Annotated in this window: 17 protein-coding genes; 5 read left to right on the plus strand and 12 right to left on the minus strand. The window is 69.5% G+C overall.

Annotation, left to right across the window (positions count from 1 at the left end; translation table 11 throughout):
* Position 1: 1 nt before the first annotated feature.
* Together ABUW04_RS15380 and ABUW04_RS15385 are read right to left on the minus strand one after the other, a co-directional pair.
* Positions 2-454: a nitroreductase family deazaflavin-dependent oxidoreductase gene (locus tag ABUW04_RS15380; RefSeq protein WP_380565155.1), complete on the minus strand. Its 453-nt coding sequence runs from the start codon at positions 452-454 to the stop codon at positions 2-4.
* 65 nt (positions 455-519) lie between these two features.
* Positions 520-1,074, minus strand: coding sequence for a GNAT family N-acetyltransferase (locus ABUW04_RS15385; protein ID WP_380565157.1), 555 nt, complete (start codon positions 1,072-1,074; stop codon positions 520-522).
* Positions 1,075-1,212: 138 nt separating this feature from the next.
* On the opposite strand from ABUW04_RS15385, the gene ABUW04_RS15390 reads away from it, so the two are divergent.
* Positions 1,213-1,857, plus strand: a complete 645-nt coding sequence (locus ABUW04_RS15390; RefSeq protein ID WP_380565159.1) for an HAD family hydrolase — start codon at positions 1,213-1,215, stop codon at positions 1,855-1,857.
* Between the two features lie 107 nt (positions 1,858-1,964).
* Positions 1,965-2,912, plus strand: coding sequence for a threonine/serine dehydratase (locus ABUW04_RS15395; RefSeq protein ID WP_380565161.1), 948 nt, complete (start codon positions 1,965-1,967; stop codon positions 2,910-2,912).
* A 56-nt stretch (positions 2,913-2,968) separates the two neighbouring features.
* Here the strand turns inward: ABUW04_RS15395 and ABUW04_RS15400 are convergent, their stop codons facing one another.
* The gene (locus ABUW04_RS15400; RefSeq protein WP_380565163.1) at positions 2,969-3,427 is read right to left on the minus strand and encodes a GNAT family N-acetyltransferase; all 459 of its coding nucleotides are present in this window, start codon (positions 3,425-3,427) and stop codon (positions 2,969-2,971) included.
* Positions 3,428-3,594: 167 nt separating this feature from the next.
* On the opposite strand from ABUW04_RS15400, the gene ABUW04_RS15405 reads away from it, so the two are divergent.
* Positions 3,595-3,978 (plus strand): MmcQ/YjbR family DNA-binding protein, encoded by a 384-nt coding sequence (locus ABUW04_RS15405; protein WP_380565164.1) that lies wholly within the window; start codon positions 3,595-3,597, stop codon positions 3,976-3,978.
* On the opposite strand, the gene ABUW04_RS15410 is transcribed toward ABUW04_RS15405, so the two are convergent.
* From ABUW04_RS15410 to paaA, 6 genes are all read right to left on the minus strand, one after another.
* Positions 3,975-4,679: a hypothetical protein gene (locus tag ABUW04_RS15410; protein ID WP_380565166.1), complete on the minus strand. Its 705-nt coding sequence runs from the start codon at positions 4,677-4,679 to the stop codon at positions 3,975-3,977. The two genes, ABUW04_RS15405 and ABUW04_RS15410, sit on opposite strands and share 4 nt — an antisense overlap.
* A gap of 80 nt (positions 4,680-4,759) precedes the next feature.
* Positions 4,760-5,908: a 1,2-phenylacetyl-CoA epoxidase subunit PaaE gene (gene paaE / locus ABUW04_RS15415; protein ID WP_380565168.1), complete on the minus strand. Its 1,149-nt coding sequence runs from the start codon at positions 5,906-5,908 to the stop codon at positions 4,760-4,762.
* The gene (paaD, locus tag ABUW04_RS15420) at positions 5,908-6,435 is read right to left on the minus strand and encodes a 1,2-phenylacetyl-CoA epoxidase subunit PaaD (protein ID WP_380565169.1); all 528 of its coding nucleotides are present in this window, start codon (positions 6,433-6,435) and stop codon (positions 5,908-5,910) included. Before paaD ends, paaE begins: the two co-directional genes overlap by 1 nt.
* Positions 6,429-7,262, minus strand: coding sequence for a 1,2-phenylacetyl-CoA epoxidase subunit PaaC (gene paaC, locus ABUW04_RS15425; protein ID WP_380565171.1), 834 nt, complete (start codon positions 7,260-7,262; stop codon positions 6,429-6,431). Before paaC ends, paaD begins: the two co-directional genes overlap by 7 nt.
* Before the next feature lie 24 nt (positions 7,263-7,286).
* On the minus strand, positions 7,287-7,589 hold the full coding sequence (gene paaB / locus ABUW04_RS15430; protein ID WP_051725995.1) for a 1,2-phenylacetyl-CoA epoxidase subunit PaaB: 303 nt from the start codon (positions 7,587-7,589) through the stop codon (positions 7,287-7,289).
* A complete protein-coding gene (gene paaA, locus ABUW04_RS15435; protein WP_380565173.1) occupies positions 7,577-8,575 on the minus strand; it encodes a 1,2-phenylacetyl-CoA epoxidase subunit PaaA in 999 nt (332 codons plus the stop codon). The genes paaB and paaA overlap by 13 nt, the downstream gene beginning before the upstream one ends.
* Positions 8,576-8,703: 128 nt before the next feature.
* Here paaA and paaI point away from each other — a divergent pair, with 128 nt between their 5' ends.
* Positions 8,704-9,171 (plus strand): hydroxyphenylacetyl-CoA thioesterase PaaI, encoded by a 468-nt coding sequence (gene paaI, locus ABUW04_RS15440; protein ID WP_030259461.1) that lies wholly within the window; start codon positions 8,704-8,706, stop codon positions 9,169-9,171.
* A complete protein-coding gene (gene paaK / locus ABUW04_RS15445; protein ID WP_380565175.1) occupies positions 9,168-10,496 on the plus strand; it encodes a phenylacetate--CoA ligase PaaK in 1,329 nt (442 codons plus the stop codon). The genes paaI and paaK overlap by 4 nt, the downstream gene beginning before the upstream one ends.
* Before the next feature lie 44 nt (positions 10,497-10,540).
* On the opposite strand, the gene ABUW04_RS15450 is transcribed toward paaK, so the two are convergent.
* From ABUW04_RS15450 to ABUW04_RS15460, 3 genes are all read right to left on the minus strand, one after another.
* On the minus strand, positions 10,541-11,017 hold the full coding sequence (locus ABUW04_RS15450; RefSeq protein ID WP_380565177.1) for a hypothetical protein: 477 nt from the start codon (positions 11,015-11,017) through the stop codon (positions 10,541-10,543).
* 877 nt (positions 11,018-11,894) lie between these two features.
* Complete coding sequence (locus ABUW04_RS15455) at positions 11,895-18,422, minus strand: RHS repeat-associated core domain-containing protein (RefSeq protein ID WP_380565179.1); 6,528 nt, start codon at positions 18,420-18,422, stop codon at positions 11,895-11,897.
* 303 nt (positions 18,423-18,725) lie between these two features.
* Complete coding sequence (locus ABUW04_RS15460) at positions 18,726-19,454, minus strand: hypothetical protein (protein ID WP_380565181.1); 729 nt, start codon at positions 19,452-19,454, stop codon at positions 18,726-18,728.
* Positions 19,455-19,511 lie beyond the last annotated feature (57 nt).

Genomic DNA, 19,511 nt, shown 5'->3' on the forward strand with positions numbered 1-19,511 from the left:
CTCAGCGGCCGTCCCCGCTCCCGCGCACCGGTGTCGGCACCACGGGTGTCAGCACCATGACCGGGAGCGGACGGCCGGCCCTGGCCTGGTGCCGGTCGTAGCCGGAGTAGACCCGGAGCAGCAGCGGCCACAGCCGGGCCCGCTCCTCGCCCACGGCCTCGTGGGCGGTGACGCGGACCCGGGTGCGGCGGTACTGGACCTCGGCCTGCCCGGCGGCCAGCAGGTTGTAGTACCAGCCCGGCCTGCGCGGGGCGCCGTTGTCGGAGGCGACCACGACATAGCGCCCCGCGTCCCGCAGGAACACCAGCCCGCTCACCCGGCGCTCGCCGGTCCTGCGGCCGACCGTGGTCAGCAGCAGGATCGGCTGCCCGAACCACCAGGCGCCGAGGACCCCGCCGGTGGCCCGGTAGACGGTGTTGCAGGCGGCCAGTACGGGCCTGGTCAGCAGCCGCACGCTGGTCGTCCTTCCGTCGGCGCGGTGGCCCGGGCGGGCCCGACCAGTATCACCGACCGGGGGGCTCAACCACCCGAACGCGCCACCAGCGAGGCGTCGGACCAGGCCATCCGCAGCGCCTTGGGGGACCCGTTCAGCCGGCCCGGCACGCCCCCGGGGGAAGGCACCGGCGCCGCCTCGACGCAGCTGCCGCCGTAGGCACGGTAGAACTGCTGGGCGGCCTTGTTCTGCTCCAGCACCCACAGGTACACGGCCCTGCCCCCGGCGCGCTCGCCGGCCGCCTCCGCCGCGCGCACCAGCAGCGCACCGCCCACCCCGGTGCGCCGCCGAGCGTTCGTCACATGCAGGTTGTCGACCAGGCTGCCCCAGACGTCGTCGGCGTCGAAGACGACATGGACGAAGCCCAGCAGCCCCGCGTCGTCCTCGGCCAGGACGGTCGCGGCCGCGGCCGGGGCGGCCAGGCGCGACGACCACACGGCCCGGCGGTTGGCGACCACATCACCGTCCAGGAACGCGTCGGCGTAGGCGCCGCGGTAGTGCCGGCGCCAACTGTCGGCGTGCAGCTGCGCCACCGCCTCGGCGTCCTCGGCAACCGCGGCCCGGAATCGCAACGACGTCATATGCCCTTCCCCCTCAGTCCCATGAGCGACGGCCTCGACGAACACCGGGCGTCGCGGCACACTCGTCCGATGACCACTCAGGCCACATCCCCATCCTCCCCCTCCCCCCGGTCCCCCCGGAGCGACCCTCCCCGCGCCGTGCTGCTGGACTCCGGCGGGGTGCTGATGCAGCCGAAGGGCGGGCGCTGGAATCCGCGCGCGGACTTCGAGCGGACCGTGCTCGACCGGGCTCCGGGCATCACGCCCGAGCAGTTCGCCCGCGCCATAGCAGCGGGTGACCGCTTCATGGACCAGGCACCGACCACGCCCGACACCGACGACTACCACCGCGTCATCCTGGGCGCCCTCGGGGTGGACGCCGCCGCCGAGTTGCTGGCCACCCTGGTCCGGCCGGTGCCGCCGGCCACCGTTCTGGAGACCTTTCCCGAGGTCGCCGACGTGCTGCGGGAACTGCGCGGCCGCGGGGTCCGGCTGGCGGTGGTCTCCGACGCCTGGCCGAACCTGCCGGAGCTCCACGCCGCCCTGGGCCTCGGCGACTTCTTCGAGGTGTACGCGATCTCCGCGGTGCTCGGCTGCCGCAAGCCGGACCCGCTGATGTACCGGCATGCCAGCGAGGGGCTCGGGCTGGCACCGGACGAGTGCCTGTTCGTGGACGACGACCCGGAGCTGGTGCGGGCGGCGATCGACCTGGGCTACCGGGGTCTGGCGATGTGCCGGGACGGGGCCGCGAGCGACGGCGTCGCCTCGATCACCTCGCTGACGGGGCTGCTGGAGCTGGTGTGACCCGGGGCGAGAGGGTGGCGGCAGCCGGCGGCGGGCGGTCAGCGGCGGTGGGCCGGGGCAGGCTACGGTACAAAACAGCCGTCCGTCAGCGCCCGTAGGGGGATGCCATGCAGAGCCAGCTCGCGTACACCGACGTCAAGGCCGCCGCCGACCGGATCGCCGGGCGGGTCAGGCCGGTCGCGGTGGTGGCCATGGACGAGTTCGACGACGGCCCGTTCGAGGTGTCGCTCGCGCTGGAGTACATGCAGCACACCGGGAGCTTCAAGGCCCGTGGCGCGCAGAACTTCGTGCTGGCGCACCGCGAGGCGGGCACCCTGCCGGACGCCGGGATCACCATCGCCTCGGGCGGCAACGCCGGGCTCGCCTGCGCCTGGGCGGCGGGCCAGCAGGGCGTCCCGGCGACGGTGTTCCTGCCGGCGAACGCGCCGACGGTGAAGGTGGAGCGGCTGCGCGGCTACGGCGCGGACGTGCGGCTGGTCGGTCTGGAGTACGCGCAGGCCCTGCAGGCCTGCGAGGAGTTCACGGTCCGCACCGGCGCACTCGCCTCGCACGCCTACGACCACCCGCTGATCGCGGCCGGCGCCGGCACCCTGCTGGACGAGATCCTGGCGCAGGACCCCCGGCTGGACACGGTCATGGTGGTGGCCGGCGGCGGGGGCCTGTTCGCCGGCGTCGCCACGGCCGCCCGGCACCACGGCGTCCGCACCGTCGTGGTGGAGCCGGAGAACTGCCGCGCGCTGAACGCCGCCCTGGCGGCCGGACGGCCGGTCGACAGCCCGGTGGACTCCATCGCCTCGGACTCGCTGGGCGCCCGCCGCGTCACCGCGCTGGCCGTCGCCGCCGCGCAGTACGAGGGCGCCCGCAGCGTCCTGGTCAGCGACGAGGAGATCATCGCCGCCCGCCGAGCGCTCTGGCAGGGCCGCCGGGTGGCCGTCGAACACGGCACCGCCGCCGCCCTGGCCGCACTCACCACCGGGGCCTACACCCCGGCGCAGGGCGAGCGGGTCTGCGTGGTGCTGTGCGGGGCCAACACATCGCTGACCGACCTGGGATAGCCGGTCCGGCCACGCCGTCGAGCGCGCACAAGCGGGCCGCTGCCGAGCGAACGGTGTCAGCGAGGCTGATAGTTGAGGGTGCCCAGGGGCCACTGCGCGGACAGCCAGGCGGAGACGGCCGCATACAGAGGTGCGTCCAACTCGGCCCTGTCCGCCCGGACCCAGGAGCGCACGTCGGTGACGTGGACGTCGCTGCGGGAAGGGTAGATGTAGACGCACCCGATGACCTCGCCGCCGACGGTCTCGATGACGGAGTAGGTGAATCCTCGGCGCTGGACGAAGTCGACCGCATGGCGCTCCAGGTCGGCGAGGTTGGCCTCCAAGGCCATCCCGTTCGCCGGCGGCCATCCCGAGTTCTGGAAGCCCGGCGTTGAACGGATGTGCTCGATGCTGTTGGTCCAGGCGGCATGGTCGGCGACGTTGTGCTGGGGTCCCAGAGGTTCCAGGCGGAACTGCGGGGTGATCAGCTCCGTGGGGACGACGAAGTCGTCCGGAACGAGCGCATGGTCAGTCATGGGGCTGAGGCTACGGGGCCGGGCTCACAGCCGGCACCTGGATTGATACGCCGCTCGCACGCCGGGGCGGCGCGGGTTGTCGGCCCCGACTGTCTGACGGGTCATCAATGAATCCTGCACGGTTCGTCACGATGCGGGATGTCAGCCCCGCGGCACAGAATGTCCGCATGACACCCGAGACTCTCCAGGCCTTCTGCCTCGGCCTCAACGGCGCCGTCGAGACCTTCCCGTTCAGCGAGGGGCTGTCGGTCTTCAAGGTCGGCGGCAAGGTCTTCGCCCTGACCGCGCTGGGCGACGAGCCGCTGAAGGTGAGCCTGAAGTGCGATCCCGAACTGGCGGTGCAGCTGCGCGAGCAGCACCCCTGCATCGTGCCCGGATGGCACCTCAACAAGCGGCACTGGAACACCGTCACCGTCGACGGATCGCTGCCGGACGCCCTGCTGCGGGAGCTGGTCGAGGACTCCTACGACCTGATCGTCACCCAGCTCCCGCGCAAGCAGCAGCTGCTGCTCGACTGGCCCGGGGCGCGCCGCACTCCGGACGCCCCTTAGGCGCCGCCCACGGGGGCGCCCACGGACAGGGTGTACGGGATGCTGCCCAGCAGGTGGGCGATGCGGATGTACAGCGCCTTGGCCCCGACGCCCTCCCGGCTGCTGGTGAAGCGGACCCCGGAGGCGTCGGTCGCCGGGGACGCGCTGTAGATCGGGAAGCCGGCCAGTTCGCCCCTGGCGTCCAGCGCGGCCATCACCTTGTGCACCGCGCCGTCCAGGGTGCGCTGGGAGTACGGGCACAGGTAGAGGTCGAGCCGGGACAGGTCGATGCCGGGGGCGGCGCGCTCGGCGGCCAGGGCTAGGGCATGGCCGCGGGCCAGGTCGGTGACGCAGAGGGCGACCCGCCCGGCCGGGAAGTCGGTGATCTGCGAGCCGTAGGCGTCCGCGAAGCCGGCCCGGCCCTGGGCCCCCACGGCCTGGCTCAGGGCCTCCGCCTGCGGGGTGTTCATCGGTGTTCCCGAGACCGCGGTGGGCGCCGGGGCGCCCTGCCACTGGTCGGCGGTGGGGCACGGCTTGGCGCCTGCGGGGCGCATGGCACCGGAGGTCGGCGCGGCGATCGACACCGCGCTGTGCCCCGAGCCTGACCCGGCCTGGGAGGCGGCCCGGCCGGTGCCGGCCGAGGCGCAGCCCGCGGTCAGCAGACCGACCAGGGTGCCGGTGAGCAGAGTGCCGGTGAGCAGGGTGGTGGACGGACGGCGCATGCGGGACCCCCGTGCTGTGCTGGACCGCACCACCGCGGTGCGTCGCCCATCTGACGTACGCTCACGCCCACCGGTTCCGCTCAGCTGTCGTAGTCGACCGTCAGGGTGTCCGAGACCGGGTAGGACTGGCAGGTCAGCACGTATCCGGCGGCCACCTCGGCCGGTTCCAGGGCGAAGTTGCGGCGCATCTCGGCCTCGCCGTCGACCAGCAGGGCCCGGCAGGTGCCGCAGACGCCGCCCTTGCAGGCGAACGGGAGGTCGGGGCGGGCCCGCTGGGCGCCGTCGAGGATGCTCCGGTCGCGCGGCAGGGCGGCGGTGGTGCTGCGTCCGTCCAGGACCACGGTGGCGGTGGAGACCGGGCCCTCGGGCACGGCGTCGTCGTGGTGCAGCGGGGCGACCGGCTCCTCCTCGGCGTAGAAGAGCTCGCGGTGCAGCCGGTCGGCGGACACGCCCAGGCCGGTGAGCAGGTCGCGGGCCGCCTCGACCATGCCGATCGGGCCGCAGAGCCACCAGTGGTCCACCGAGCCCACCTCGACCAGCGCGTCCAGCAGCGCGGCCAGCCGTTCCGGGTCGAGCCGGCCGGACAGCAGCTCGGCCTCGCGCGGCTCCCGGGAGAGGACGTGGGCGAGCTGGAAGCGGTCCGGGTGACGGTCCTTCAGGTCGGCCAGGTCGTCGGCGAACATCACCGTGTCGCTGCGCCGGTTGCCGTAGAGCAGGGTGACGGTGGAGACCGGGTCGGCGGCGAGCACCGCGGAGGCGATCGACACCATCGGGGTGATCCCGGAGCCCGCCGCGACCAGGACGTGGCGGCCCGGGGTGGTCAGGTCCGGGGTGAACGCCCCGGTGGGCTCCATCACCTCGACGGCGTCGCCCGGGCGCACCTCGTTGACCAGCCAGGACGAGAAGATCCCGGCGGGTACGGTGCGGACCCCGATCCGGGGCGCGCCGCCGGCCAGCGAGCAGATCGAGTAGGAGCGGCGCTCGTCGCGCCCGTCCACGGTGCGGCGCAGGGTCAGCGACTGCCCCGGGGCGAAGGCGAAGGCGTCCGTGAGGTCGTCCGGGACGGCGAAGGTGACGGCGACGGCGTCCTCGCAGAGCGGCTCGACCGAGGCGACCCGCAGGGTGTGGAAGGCCGGGCGGCGGCGCGCCGGGGCGGCGGGCTCCGTCCCGGCGGAGGTGACCGGGGGTGTGGCCGAGGGCGTTGCGGCTGCCGTGGCGGGGGCCGACATCAGATCTCCTTGAGGTGCTCGAACGGCTCGCGACAGGCGCGGCAGCGCCACAGAGCCTTGCAGGCGGTGCCGGAGAAGCGCGAGGTCTCCTCGGTGTCGGCGGACCCACAGCGGGGGCAGGACAGCGTGGGCCGGCGCGCGGACAGCACCAGCGGTACCGGTCCGGACGCCGGGCGGGGTGCGCTGCCGGGTGGGGCAATGCCGTGCTCGGCGAGGGTGCGACGGGCCGCCGGGGTGATCCAGTCGGTGGTCCACGGCGGGTCCAGCACGGTACGGATGCCGACCCGGGCGAAACCGGCCGCGCGCAGCCGGCGGTCGACCTCGGCCCGCATCTCGGCCATGGCCGGGCAGCCGGAGTAGGTGGGGGTGAGCACCGCGGTGACCGCGCCGTCGGGGGCGACCTCGACGTCGCGCAGCACCCCGAGGTCGGCCAGGGTGAGCATCGGCAGCTCGGGGTCGGGGACGCCGCCGGCCACCCGGCGGGCCAGTTCCAGGTCCGCCCCCAGGTCCGCGGTGGCGGTCACCATGTCGCCCCCGGGTTCGCCCTGGCCACGCTCTGCAGCTCGGCGAGCAGCGGGGCGAGGTGCTCGGTGTGCTCGCCGTCGCGTCCGGAGCCCGGGAGCCCGGCAGCCCCCGGCAGAATCAGCCCAGCGCTGTCGGCGACCTGCCGCAGCACGGCCTCGACCTGGCCGCGGACGTCCTCGGCGGCGTACAGCTCGTCCAGGTACGGCGCCACCGCGTCCAGGGCCTGCTGCATCCGGCGGTGCGACTCCTCGGTGCCGTCGCCCAGCCGTACGGTCCACTCGGCGGCGTAGAGGCGGTGGTAGGCCAGTTCCTTGATCCCCTTGGCGGCGACGGCGGCCAGCACCGGGTCGGCGGCCGTGGTCAGCCCCTCGAACACGGCCAGCCGCCAGGTCGAGAGCACCAGCAGCCGGGCCACGCAGTGGGCGAAGTCGCCGTTGGGCAGCTCGGCCAGGCGCACATTGCGGAAGGCGTCGGCGTCGCGGAGGTAGGCGAAGTCGTCCTCGCTGCGGCCGCTGCCGTCGGCCTGGCCGGCCCTGGTGTAGAGCAGCCGGGTCTGGCCGAGCAGGTCCAGGCCGATGTTGGCCAGCGCCAGCTCCTCCTCCAGCTCCGGCGCCCTGGTGCACCACTGCGCCAGCCGCTGGGCCAGCACCAGCGCGTCGTCGCCCAGGGCCAGGCAGCGCGCGGCCAGTGCCGGACCGTCGACACCGGGCGGCAGCGCGGTGTCGGTGCCGTGCAGCGGGTCCTCGAAGCCGGTGCCGAAGGCCCAGTGGGCCTCGTCGCCCTCGTGGGCCTCGGCCAGGCCGAGGTAGGCGTTGTCGTCGTCGCTCACGTGGCGCTCCTAGAAGTGACGGCCCTAGATGTGCGGGACGTCGGCGGGGATGTCGTAGAAGGTGGGGTGCCGGTACACCTTGTCGCCGCTGGGGGCGAAGAAGGGGTCCTTCTCGTCCGGGGTGGAGGCGGTGATCTCCGAGCTGCGGACCACCCAGATGCTCACGCCCTCGTTGCGCCGGGTGTAGAGGTCCCGGGCGTGGGTGAGCGCCATCCGGTCGTCGGCGGCGTGCAGCGAGCCGACGTGGACGTGGTTGAGGCCGCGCTTGCCGCGCACGAAGACCTCGTAGAGGGGCCAGTCGGCCTGCACGTTGTTCATCTGGGGCATGCCACGCTCCTGCTCGTCGCTGCTTCTTCTCGTCGCTCAGCCTGCTTGGCCGCGTGGGCGGCGGCGGCCTCGCGGACCCAGGCGCCCTCCTCGTGGGCCGCCCGGCGCCGGGAGACCCGCTCGGCGTTGCGCGGGCCGTCGCCGGAGATCACCCGCTGCAGTTCGGTCCAGTCCGGGGTGCCGAAGTCATGGCTGCCGCGCTCCTCGTTCCAGCGCAGCTCCGGGTCGGGCAGGGTCACCCCCAGCCGCTCGGCCTGAGGGACCGTCATGTCCACGAAGCGCTGCCGCAGTTCGTCGTTGGAGTGGCGCTTGATCTTCCAGGCGGTGGACTGCGCCGAGTTGGGCGAGTCGCCGTCCGGCGGCCCGAACATCATCAGCGAGGGCCACCACCAGCGGTCCACCGCGTCCTGCACCATGGCCCGCTGGCCCTCGGTGCCGCGCATCATGGTCAGCAGCAGTTCGTAGCCCTGGCGCTGGTGGAAGGACTCCTCCTTGCAGACCCGCACCATGGCCCGTGCGTAGGGGCCGTAGGAGCTGCGGCACAGCGGCACCTGGTTGCAGATGGCGGCGCCGTCCACGAACCAGCCGATGACGCCGACGTCGGCGAAGGTGTCGGCCGGGTAGTTGAAGATCGACGAGTACTTCTGCCGCCCTTCGATCAGCCGCCGGGTGAGATCGGCGCGGTCCGCGCCCAGGGTCTCGGCCGCCGAGTAGAGGTAGAGGCCGTGCCCGGCCTCGTCCTGCACCTTGGCGAAGAGGATCGCCTTGCGGCGCAGCGAGGGCGCCCGGGTGATCCAGTCGCCCTCTGGCTGCATGCCGATGATCTCGGAATGGGCGTGCTGGGCGATCTGCCGCACCAGGGTCCGCCGGTAGCCCTCCGGCATCCAGTCCCGTGGCTCGACGCGGTGGTCGCGGGCGATGGTGTCGTCGAAGTGCTGCTGGAGCGGATCTGGCGGTGCTGCGGGTTCCGCTGCTGCTGTCGTCATCGGTTTTCCCACCCTCCGGGAGTGCACGGGGCCCGCGTCGTCCCTTGACAGCCGATTACGCGGCTGGATTACTTGACCTCACCACCACGCTAACCGAATGTTCGGTCGGGAGACAAGAAGGAGCCGAAATGCCACCCACCAGGTCGGCCCCGCCAGGCCCGGCCCAGCGGATGTTCGCCGCCGACGCGGCCTCGCTGGGCGTCGGCATCGAGCTGCTGGAAGCCGGCGAGGGCGCAGCGGTGCTGCGGATGGCGGTCACCCCCGCCATGGTCAACGGGCACGGCACGGCCCACGGCGGCTACCTCTTCCTGCTGGCCGACACCGCCTTCGCCTGCGCCTGCAACAGTCACGGCCCGGTGACCGTGGCCGCGGGCGGCGACATCGACTTCGTCGCCCCGGCCCACCAGGGCGACGTGCTCGAGGCCACCGCACAGGAACGGGCCCGTTTCGGTCGGAGCGGGATCTACGACGTCACAGTCCGGCGCGGCGACGAGCTGATCGCGGAGTTCCGCGGGCGCAGCCGCACCCTGCGCGGCGGCACCCTGCCCAGCCGCACCGAAGCAGCCGGCACCGAAGCAGAGCGGAGCAATCCATGAACAGCCGTCCCGACCGCCACCTGGGCGAGCCGCTGCCCGAGGAGCTGCTGGACGCGGGTGAGCGGCTGACCGGCCCCGAACTGCGGGACCTGCAGCTGCGGCGGCTGCGGCAGACCCTGCAGCTCGCCTACAACGAGGTCGAGCTGTACCGGAAGAAGTTCGACGACGCCGGGGTCAGCCCCTTCGACTGCCGCTCCCTGGCCGACCTGGCCCGCTTCCCCTTCACCACCAAGGCCGACCTGCGCGACACCTACCCGTTCGGCATGTTCGCCGTCCCGATGGACCAGGTGCGCCGGATCCACGCGTCCAGCGGCACCACCGGGAACCCCACCGTGGTCGGCTACACCGAGAACGACCTGTCGATGTGGGCCGACATGGTCGCCCGCTCGATCCGCGCGGCCGGCGGCCGCCCGGGCGACAAGGTGCACATCTCCTACGGCTACGGCCTGTTCACCGGCGGTCTGGGCGCCCACTACGGCGCCGAGCGGGCCGGCTGCACGGTGATCCCGGCGTCGGGCGGGATGACGGCACGTCAGGTGCAGATCATCCAGGACTTCCGCCCCGAGATCATCATGGTCACCCCCTCCTACATGCTCACCCTGCTGGACGAGTTCGAACGGCAGGGCATCGACCCGCGCAGCACCTCGCTGCGCATCGGCATCTTCGGCGCCGAGCCCTGGACCGAGGAGATGCGCCGGGAGATCGAGCAGCGGCTGGACCTGCACGCGGTGGACATCTACGGCCTGTCCGAGGTGATCGGCCCCGGGGTGGCGCAGGAGTGCGTGGACACCAAGGACGGCCTGCACATCTGGGAGGACCACTTCTACCCGGAGGTGGTGGACCCGCTCACCGACGAGGTGATGGCTGAGGGCGCCGGCGGCGAGCTGGTGTTCACCTCGCTCACCAAGGAGGCGCTCCCGATCGTCCGCTACCGCACCCGCGACCTGACCCGGCTGCTGCCGGGCACCGCGCGGCCGGCGTTCCGGCGGATGGAGAAGGTCACCGGCCGCAGCGACGACATGATCATCCTGCGCGGCGTCAATGTCTTCCCCAGCCAGATCGAGGAGATCGTGCTGCGGACCCCGGGCGTGGCCCCGCACTTCCAGGTCCGGCTGACCCGGCAGGGCCGGCTGGACCGGATGACCGTCCGCGCCGAGGCCAGGCCGGACACCTCCGCCGACACCCGCGCCGCCGCCGCGGCCGCCATCGCCCGGGCAGTCAAGGACGGCGTGGGCGTGACCGTCGAGGTCGAGATCACCGACCCGGACACCCTGGAGCGCTCGGTCGGCAAGATCCGCCGCATCGTCGACCAGCGCGGGGCGTAACCGGCCGAGAGCGACCTGATGAGGATGCACCCGCAGCACCGGGCTCATCCGCGCGTGGTGGTCGACAGGCAATCGGCACAGGAGGTGGTCGACAGGTCGGACGCTGTCTTTCCGTTCACCCGGATGAGCCGGAGGCGGTAGCAGATCTCGTCGTTCTCCCGGGTGTCTCCGAAGAGGAAGTCGGGCCGGGCGTACACCGCATCGCCGGCGAAGACGGCCTGGGCGCTGTCGGCCGCGGCGGTCACGACGTCGATGTCGTAGAGAGTCAGTGCGCCGGTACCCCAGCGAGCACGGCCTCCGCGCACCAGGACACCACGGTCGAACTCCGACGCCAGTTCCGCAGCGTAGTTCTCAGCCTGCCCCTGGACGGCGGTGTGCGCGGCAGTCCGGTTGTGGTCCTGCTGGTCGGCCTGAAGCTTCAGGCCGACCAGCAACGAGACCACGAGAACGAGCACGAGCACCGCCGGGGCGACCACCAGGACGTGCAGCGGCCTGACGCCTCGGCCGCTCATCCGTGCCATCGAATCCGAGGACGGGATAGCCGAGGGAGGTGAACGTGAGCTACATGATCAGAATGCGCTCCGACCTGGCAGTTTCCGCCGATCCACCACACGCTCGTTCATCCTTGCCCGGGATCTGACTTCACTTCGAAGAGAGCCAGCTGGCAGGCCCGCAGTCTCGCGCCGCAGTCCAGGCTGCTATGGGCCCACCAGATGTATGCGGTCACGACGAGCGCCATAAGCCGACACAGTTCAGGAGGCGCGTTCCGGTTGCTTGCCTGTGTCGTCAAGCATGTCGCGCATGACTGCGTCGAAGCGGACAGTCCCAGGGGTTGCTTGCCTAGTCATCTCTGTGAGGAGACGTCTACGGTCTGCGGGCCGTACCAAAGTCAGGGCGACGTGCGTCGTACGCCCTTCGGGGTCGACCAGTACGAGCGTCTTGGCAGTGCGCCACCCCCCGGGGCCATCGATAGCTGACACCGAGATCAAGTCCTCGACCTCGATCGTGACCGTTCTGAGTCCTCGGCGAACTTTCACGTATCCGCCTTTGATGCTCACCGAAATCAACCGGCACAGAAGCACAGTCAAGAGGAGAACAACCAGGGCCGAGCCCCACAGGATCCGGGAGGATGTAGCGTCCTGAGAGGTGGCGGCGCGAAGGACGAGGTACGTCACGATTGGCAGTCCAAGTACGGACAGGTACCGAAAACTCGGATGAACACTTACATGGCCTACAGAGGCACTCATCAGAAACCTTCGTTCTGCTTCTGTCGCGTCCGAGAAAAATTTATGCCGGCGTAGTGGATGGCAGCCCGGAAGCCCGCTCTGCCTCGGTTGTCGCGAGGCGGAGCGGGCCTGTGAGTGGCAATAGATCACCTGGTGAGTGGCCGACTAGGAGTCAGCCGCCGCAGATCTTGCGCCAGGCCTCGAGGGTCTTGTCGATTTTCACGCCCCTGGATCCGGTGATGACTGCTTTGGTCAGTTTTGCTGCGGTGCCGGCGGCGACGGTGTCTCCGAAGAGGTACAACGAGGACTCGGTGCAGCTCCAGCCTGAACCGTAGTTGCATGCGTCGACCGTGAGCGCGGCCTGGGTGATCGTCTGGATACCAAGGCTGATGGTAGCCACCGTCCCGGCGACGGCCGCGCAGGGTTCGAGGCCGCTGACGAAGCAGGCGGCGCCGACGAGTGTCGCGGCGCCGGTGACGGCTGTCGAGATCGAGTTGATTTCGTTGATCACTGCCACGTGCTTGTGGACGAAGCCCACGACGCTGCCCCAGATGGACATCCCTGTGGGGTCGGTAAAGGTGAGGGGATTGTCACCCCCGTAGTAGTACGGGCTGAGCGTCTGCTGCACGGCGGGGTCAACGGTGAGGAACTGGGCGGTGACGGAGTCGTAGTAGCGGGCCTGAAGATAGATCAGCCCTGTCTCGGAGTCGGTGTAGCCGCCGCCGTAGAGGAGCGGTGTCTGGTCGGTGCCCGTCCGGCTGAGCATGTTGCCGTAGGCATCGTAGGCGTATGTGGCGCCTATGGATCCGTCGGTGTCCAGGAGTGCTCTGGTGGAGCCGGTTGCGTCGCTGAAGTACCACTGGCTTGCGGTGGCAGCGATTTGCTCGATCGGTGCGCCGCTGGGTCCGTACAGATAGCTGGCGGTGCCGTCGCTCAAGAGACTGGGAGTGGTGCCGGCGCTCCAGGTGTAGGTCGTTACGGCAGCATCGATCTGCTTGCTTGCGCGAAGCCCGTCTCCGTTGTAAGTGTACGAGGCGGTTCCCCCAGGGCCGACGGCGTCGGTGAGCTGATCCGCCGAGTTGTAGCTGTAGGAGGCCGATGTTCCGCTGGAGGGAGTGGTTGCGGTGCGGTCGCCGTCGGCGTTGTAGGTGTAGGTCGTTGCACCGGTAGGCGGTGTGGTGCAGCCACTGGAACTGGTCGCCGTGCCGGGCAGACTCCAGCACAACTGGCCGGCTTGGTTGAACGCCTGTGCATTTCCGGCATCGGTGGTGGGGTTGCCTGCGGTGTCGTAGGCATAGGGCGTACTCGTGCTTCCGGTGGTGGAGGTTTTCAGCTGTGCGTCTGCGGTGTAGGTGTAGGTCTGTGCAGTCCCCGCAAGCCCGCTGGGGGTGAGGCTGGTTACCTGTCCGGCGTTGTCCCGGGTGTAGGAGAGAGACGCCAGGGCAGTGGTCCCTTGGGCGACGCTGGTGCTCTGCATGGCATCGGCGTCGTCGTAACCCGTGGTGACGGTGTCACCGTTGGGGTACGTCGTGGACGTGGGATTGCCGTCGGCGTCGTACGCGAATGTGGTGGTCTTGCCATTCCAGTCCTCGGCGCTTGCGAGCCGGTCGGCCTTGTCGAAGGTCTGTGTGACGATCTGGGACTGGGTTCCCGGGTAGGAGATGGTGAGTGCGTCACCCTCGCCGTCGTAGGTGTAGCTCACACTGGCTCCGGCACCATTGGTCTGGCTGGCGACGTCCCCGAAAGTGTCGTAGCTCCAGGTCGAGGTGCCAGTCCCGTCGGTCATCGAGGTGCGGCGGCCGTCTGCGTCGTAGGCGATGTTGCTGACGTCGGGTGTGCTGCTGTCGGAGTAGCTGATCGCGGTGACTTGATTATCTGGATCATACGTATAGGTGGTGGTCTGACTGGAGGGGTTGGTAACACTCAGCCGGTTGCCGTCAGCGTCGTAGGTAGCCTTCGTCGTGCGGGCGTCAGGGGCTGTGACGGTGGTTTGCCGTCCCTGGGCGTCGTAGACGTAAGACGTTTTGTCGCCAGCGCCGTCGATGGTGTCAGCGACGGTCCCGTCCTTGTTGTAGCCGGTGTACGCGACCGTTTGGTCGGGCGCGCCAACGGAGGTCTGCTCGTTGGCCGCGTCGTATCCGTACGTGGTGGTCTGGTTGTTCCCGTCTGTGCTGGAGGTCTCGTTGCCGTTGGCGTCGTAGGTGGCGCCTGTGGCGTGGCCCAGCGGGTCGGTGGTTTTGGTGAGGTTTCCGAAGGCGTCGTACTGGTAGGTGGTGCAGCCCTTGGCCGGCGGCGTGCAACCGGGGGAGGTGCCGGCCGCCACGCCGTCAGGGGCGATGGCGGAGGTGAGCTGACCGGTCCCGGTGTTGTATGCGAACTTCGTCTGATCCCCGGCAGCATCGGTCGCGCTGGACTTGTCGCCGTAAGCGTCGTACGTGGCCCTGGCGGTGTTGCCGTCGGCGTCCACCGAGCGACTGACATCCGCCGGGTGCGCGGCATCGTCGTAGTAGTAGCTGACGGTGCGGCTGGCCGGGGTAGCGGTGTTGCTGTCCAGGTGTTCGGCGGACTGGTCACTGGACTGAACGGTGGTGCTGGTGAGCAGGCCGTAGCTCAAGGTGCCGTCATTGGTGCCGGAGGCCGTGGCGATGTGGCCGGCCTGGTCGTAGCTGTTGGTGGTGATTACACCGAGCGGGTCCACGGTGCGGATCAGGTCGTTGTCGGTGTCGTAGCTGTAGTTGGTCGTGTAGCCCTGGGCGTCGCTTGCTGAGATCTTGTTGCCGTTGTCGTCGTAGGCGAAGGTCTTCAGGTTGCCGTTGGGGTCCGTGATCGTGGTGATGCCGAGTGTCATGGGGTCGTAGGTGTAGCTGGTGGTACTGGGTGCGGCGGAGCCGTATCCCTTCGTTTCGGAGACCAGGAGGTTGTCCTGGTAGGTGTCCAGGGTGCTGTTGCCGGCAGCGTCGGTGACTTCGGTCTGACCGGTGGCCAGACCGCCGTCGGGGCCGTAGGTGAAAGTGGTCGCGCGGCCCAACTGGTCGGTCTGGGTGACGACCCGCTCGGAGCTGTCGTAGGCCATCGACATGGCAGGTGTGGGGCTGGCGGTGGTGTCGCCGTAGTACTTGGGCTCGCGCACTCCGGTGACCAGGTGCGTGCCGGCCTGGTAGGTGTAGACGGTGTGGTCGTCGTCCTTGAGGGTGGGGGTGCGAGTGGTGCCGACACCGTAGACGTCGGTGAGGTTGCCTTCGCTGTCGTAGCCGTAGCTGACCTCGCGGCCCGCGGAGTCGGTGACGCTGGTGATGTGGCCGTTGCTCCATCCCAGAGTGAACGTGCGCCCGGCCGGGTCGGTGATCGTATTCAGCTGGCCGCTGCTGTTGTAGGAGAGGTTCGTCGCGTAGGGCGTGCTCGCCTTGGAACCTGCGAGGTCGGTCTCGGACAGGAGGCGCCCGGTGGAGACATCGAAGGTGAAGATGTCCTTCCCGAGGCGTGTGTACGTGTAGATGGTGCCGCTCTCGGTCAGCGTCGCGTCGTACCGGGGCGCTGAGGGCGCAAAAGTGCCCGACGTGTCGTCGAAGGTGACCTGGGAGCCGTCCTCCTGGGTGACAGTGACATTACCGCTGGTGGAGTCGGTGGCAGCGGTCAGGCCGTAGGAAAAAGTCCAGCCGTAGCCGAATGGTCCGTTGACGGCGAGGGTGCCGTTGGGGCCGTTCGGGTCTGCGATCGCAGAGGCGTAGCTGCGCGTGAACGTGAGCGGCATGCCTCGACCGGGAACGGTCAGGTCGGTGTAGTCGTCACCGAAGTATCCCGTCGCGGTGTCGATCGGGTCACCGGCGGTGCGCTGGGCGCAGCCGCAGGCGATGAAGGCGGGATTGGATCCCCTGGGGGCGTCCTGGATTCCGGGGGGTCCGCCGATGGGGTGGCCGGGCGTGCCGCCTTCGGGGGTGAACGCGATGGCGTCGTAGCCGACGTCGTAACCGCCCGGGGTCATCGAGCTCTTGTTGGCGAGTTGGACGCTGGCGCCCGGGGCCATGGCGAAGGTGCCGATGGTGACCCACTGCTCGGACTCCCAGTCCTGGTTGACACGGATCTTCCAGGGGCTGGCGTTGCCGCCGGGGTTGATCTGGTAGACCACGTCGGTGGCGCGGGCGCCGGTGGCGGGGAAGTGAAGTTTGATCTTGTAGTACTGGGTGCTGGGCAGGTTCGGGGTCCAGGTTCCGGTGTTCATCACCGCTGCCTCGGAGCCGTCCTGGGTGTGGGTGAACATCATGTAGCCGACGAAGCCGGCCCCCAGTTGATGGGTGTCGATCGCGCCGGTGGGATCACCTGCGGCGTCGGTGCCGTAGGTCATGGTGAAGGAGCCGTTGTTGGACCAGTTCTCGCCCGAGCAGCCGACGATGTTCAGCGGGGTGCTGCCGGTGGCCAGGCCGACCTGGGCGGCCACGATGATCGGTGCTCCGCTGGAGGTGCTGGGCAGCACACTGCTGTCGACATTGCACGTGGGCGGGTGCGGGTCGCTGGAGGAGGGTTCGGTGGATCCGGAGCCGTAGGCGTAACTGCTGGTGGCACAGGTCGTCGAACAGTCGGAGACCCAGGTGGCGGGCAGGCTCCACCAGCACTCGGAGTCGCTCAGTCCGCAGGTGCCCGCGGTGCCGCCGGCGTTGGGGGTGCAGTCGTTGTTGGTGCCGCAGAAAGTTGCGAAGGAGGGGATGTTGAGCCAGTTGCTGCCGCCCTGGTAGGTAGGGGTGGCGTAGGCCTTGACGCCTGAGCGCAGCAGCGGGGTGCCCATCCAGCCAAGGACGCGTTCCTGGTAGGGCCAGTTGCCCGGGTGGGCGGCGTCGCCGTAGGTGTAGGCGAGGTAGGGCTGCCGGTTCGGTGGGTAGTTGGGGTTGGCCGGGTTGTTGGACCAGCCCAGGCCCCAGGTGCCGTCCGCGCCGGTGCAGGTGGCGCTGGGTGTGCAGCCGGTGGTGTTGCCGTAAGCGGCGGTGGGCTGGATTCCCGAGTTGTAGGCCCAGATGGCGAAGTACCAGTTCTCCAGGTACTTCGGGTCGCCGCCGTTGGCCGTGATCCCGGCGGCGTAGAGCTGGTTCCAGGTCCGCTCGAGGATCTGCAGCGCTGCGGCGATGTTCTCCTCGTAGTCCACGGCGATTTTCATCTGCCCGTGGGCGGAGTACTGGGTGTCGGTACTGGCCATGCCGTTGGTGACCTGGCCGATGCCGTAGCCGCAGTCGGCCGCCGAGTAGTTGATCGAGTCGATCGATCCGGCTGTGCCGTAGTAGTTGCCGATGAGAGGGTTGCCGGCGATGCCGGGCAGAGCGTGCCAGGAAGCTTCGTCCCAGTTGCTCTCCTGAGCGAGAATCGCCTCCATCACCGAGCGCGGAACCGCGGTGGTGCTACTGGTCGACGGATGGGACAGGGCTACCTGGGCGAAATCGCTGTTCGCCGCGTAGGAGACCAGGCCCATGTTGTCGAAGTTGGCCGGGCGCGCGACCGAGGATCCGGTGAGCAGGTTCTGCTCGGCCATCTGCACGGCCCAGTCGACCTGGGTGTTGCTGGGCTGCATCGACTGCAGAGTCGGAGAGTTACGCGGCACCGAGCACGTGGGCGTCTGGGTACTGGAGGCTTGCACAACAGCAGCCTGGGCCGAGGACTGGGTGAAGTATGCGGCCTGCGTGGCCGGGTGACTGCCGTTGGTGGCCGACGTGGAGGTCGTGCCGAGCGACCCGGCTGCCACGGAGCTGCCGGACGCCGGGACGCCGGGTGGCACGGTGGTGGAGGCGGTCCCGGTCACCGGGGCCGTGGTGGCAGCCTGGGTGCGCTTGACCAGTTTGCGGCTGGCTGTCACGAGCACGGTCGGGTCGCTGCTGGTGCCGCTCTGGTGGTCGCCGAAGACAGCATCGCCGTCCAGGGAGGCGTAGGCCGGGTCGGTCAGACCCGAGGTGTCCACCGAGCGCAGGGATGTGCCCTTGGACAGACTCTTGGCGCCGACGACGGTGTTGTGGCCGCCATGTCCCTGGAAGATCGCCAACTGGGTGGCGGTACCTGTGCCCAGGGAACTGACCTTGCCGTTCACCTCGTGCGCGATGGTGGCCGTGGAGCCCGTCTTGGTCATAGTCAGGAAGTCCACGCCGCCGTCCGTCGAGGGACGCAGATCGAACGCCGTTCCCCCGGCGGCGGCGAGCTTGACCGGCTTCACCGCAGAGGTGCCGCTCTGCGGCACGGTCACCAGTTGGGTGCCCTGGACTCCCACCACTCCATGCGCGGTGGGAACCGCAGAAGTGACCTGACCGGCCACGGTGGTCGTATGCAGGACCGTGCCCGTGGCCAGATCGGCTGTCACCACCTCGCTGGTCTGCTCGTCGGTGCCCAGGTAGAGACTGAAAGCAGCCTGATCACCAGTGCCACAGCCGGGAGAGAAGTACTCCAGCCCGACCCCGGTAGCGATCGGTCGGACCTTGCCGGTCTGCAGGTCCACCGAGTAAGCGAACGCCCCGTGGTCGCGGGCCGCGTTGGTGTTCACCGCGGAGGAGGGAAGCACGGCGACCGCCTCGTAGCGGCCGTCGCCGGAGGTGCACTGGTATCCGGTCCATGACGAGTCGTCAAGGTTGCCCGGCCGCAGGACGGCTATCTCCTGCCAGGTGAAGCCGGTCTTCTCCCGGGCGACCTGAATGTGATAGCCGTTCCCGTCACCGAAGGCGTTGACGGCCAAGTCCCCAGAAGCGCCAGCGTCTGATCCGAAGTCCGTGACGGGGTTGGTTGAGATTCCAGCCTGACTTGCCTTCGCATGGGTGGCCGCCCAGGCGGGCGGCACCCCGATCCCACCGATGATCACACCAGTGATCGCCGCCAGCGCGGTCCACCGTCTCACCACTCACCCCTTGTCCGTTGACACACATGCCTCCGAGCGGCGGCATGCTGCCCGGATGACCATCCGTACTTGATGCGTTCCCGTCAAAACCCTAAGCTCTCCTGGGAATATCCTTGATATTCCCTGGGATGCATACAGCGAGGTCTAATTGGCAGGCGAATTAATATCGCCGCGAATGTTCAGGACCTCCTGTCCGACACCTTTCAGAAAGCTGAATGTGTCGGACCCGATCTTGCGATATGGAGCTGAGTAGCTGGCTGCCGCGCCCACCAATAGCGGCGTCATCAGCTGCCTTTCTTCCTGGATGTATGCGACGACCTGCGCCGAGGACACACCTGTCAGCTGCGTCCGGGCGCAGTCGTCCATGAACTGTGTCGCTGTAGCAGAGTCACCCTGGCTGTAGCCGCAACCAATGGCGGTCACGGCCTGCTGCTTGTTGCGGTACACAAAGACGAAGAGGTGGCTCTTGCCCTTCACGCTGTTGCCGCCGAGCGCGGTGTACATGTCCGATCGGCTTCCATCGTCAGGAGTTGATTTCAGCGTGATGTCCCAGGTCTTGAGCTCGTGCTCCGAGAAGGAGCTGAAGTCGAAATTCGTCGACAGTGCTCGCATCGAGCCCTTGTCGGGGGCGAGCTCAGCGCTGGGTACCGGTCCGGTGGGATCGGCAATGACCGTCCAGGTTGGCGTGGGCGTGGCACTTCCCGCATCGGGGTCCGCCGCCCCGGCGGTCGCGGGCATGCTGCCGGAGGTGGTGGCAGCCGCAGCCGGCCCGCGGGTTGCGCTGGGCGGTGTCGCACCCGAGCAGGCCGCGGTGAGCAGCACCGTTGCCAGCGGCAGGGTGCAGGCCAGGGATTTGGTCAGAGTGTCGCGCATAGTCTCCGGTCCAGATATGACGGGGTCTGAGGGGCGGAGCGGGAGCGCGGTGGCGGA

Origin of the sequence: Streptacidiphilus jeojiensis (assembly GCF_042510965.1) — a bacterium.
GTDB classification, from domain to species: domain Bacteria; phylum Actinomycetota; class Actinomycetes; order Streptomycetales; family Streptomycetaceae; genus Streptacidiphilus; species Streptacidiphilus jeojiensis.